The 1299-nt window shown below is 49.3% G+C and carries 2 protein-coding genes; both read left to right on the forward strand.

The features are described from left to right. Window positions 1–219 precede the first annotated feature (219 nt). Window positions 220–942, forward strand: a complete 723-nt coding sequence (locus NZ772_19130) for a class I SAM-dependent methyltransferase (protein ID MCS6815671.1) — start codon at window positions 220–222, stop codon at window positions 940–942. Between the two features lie 128 nt (window positions 943–1070). Further along, window positions 1071–1299 (forward strand): hypothetical protein (locus NZ772_19135; GenBank protein MCS6815672.1); only part of this gene is annotated, 229 nt, incomplete at its 3' end.

Raw genomic sequence — 1299 nt, forward strand, 5'->3', positions numbered from 1 at the left:
CGTGAACCGACTGCTGAATGATAACTGCTCAACTATAGTACATAAAAACTATGTTTACTAGACCAACTGGGCAGCACCACTCAGAACCCTATCACCTGATACTGAATCCTTGCTATAGTAGTACCTCTGTAAATTCTGGGGACGCTGACCATGAGGAGGCACTGGCACTTTGTCATTTCGTGGGTCATAGTTTTCATTGTTACTTTCGGCAGTTTTATCATGGCTGGAGCGGTGTGCGCTGCCCCAGCTATTCCTCAGCCACTGTATCAACATCGGCTAAATCACCATCCAGATGGCATCGGTAAGGTGTACTTTGGGCGCGAGATTGCCCAAATAATGGGACATCAGGGAGCAGGTTGGTTAGAGCGTCCCAGCCGTTCGTTTGAAGAGCAGCCCATGCAGGTGATCGCAGCCTTGGGGTTACGGCCTACGGATGTAGTAGCTGATGTGGGTGCAGGTACTGGCTACTTCAGTGTTCGTATGAGTCCATTGCTGCCAGAGGGCAAGGTGTTGGCGATCGACATCCAGCCAGAGATGGTGGAGCTACTGACATTTCACCTGCAAGAGCGGGGCATTACAAATGTAGAGCCAATTCTGGGAACTGCTACCGATCCAAAATTGCCGCCGGAAGGTGTGGACTTGGCGCTAATGGTCGATGCTTACCACGAGTTTGAGTATCCCTATGAAATGATGCAGGCAATTGTGCGATCGCTGAAACCAGGTGGCCGGGTGGTACTCGTGGAATACCGAGGAGAGAATCCTTTTATTCCGATTAAGTCTCTGCACAAGATGACTCAGCGCCAAGTCAAGCGCGAGATGGCGGCAGTAGGGCTACGTTGGGTAGAAACCAAGAATATCTTGCCCCAACAGCACATTCTGATTATGGAAAAGCCAGTGCCAGCAGCCACCCAACGGATAACTAGTGAACTATCAAAGTTGTAAACCTGGGTTGATAGGTCATCAGTGCTCAAAGACTGTGTGTCAGTTATTGACGATCTTTGCAGAAGTGTCTTTAATGGGGGGTTGATTGTGTAACGCCAATGTTGCCGATGATGGTAAACCATTACTCCATGCAATCAGATACCACGTCCAAAAATCCGATTACGACTTGGCTGGGGACAATCCTGGCAAATACAAGCCTTGCAATAGCCGCTACATCGTGCCTCACTTCGTCGTTACAGGCAGCACCAATGGTTCTAGGTGTTGTCCGTAGCACGGATAACCAAGCTGAATGGCAACAGATCAACAATCGCCTGCAAGCTGCTAATGTCAACTACTTGGTGATTGATTGGCAACAGG

It is taken from the genome of Cyanobacteriota bacterium (assembly GCA_025054735.1).
In the GTDB taxonomy this organism is placed as follows: domain Bacteria; phylum Cyanobacteriota; class Cyanobacteriia; order SKYG9; family SKYG9; genus SKYG9.

What these genes read in the sequence shown, in the direction of transcription:
- NZ772_19130 (MCS6815671.1), top strand. Translation starts at nt 220, where the DNA reads ATGGCTGGAGCGGTGTGCGCTGCCCCAGCTATTCCTCAGCCACTGTAT.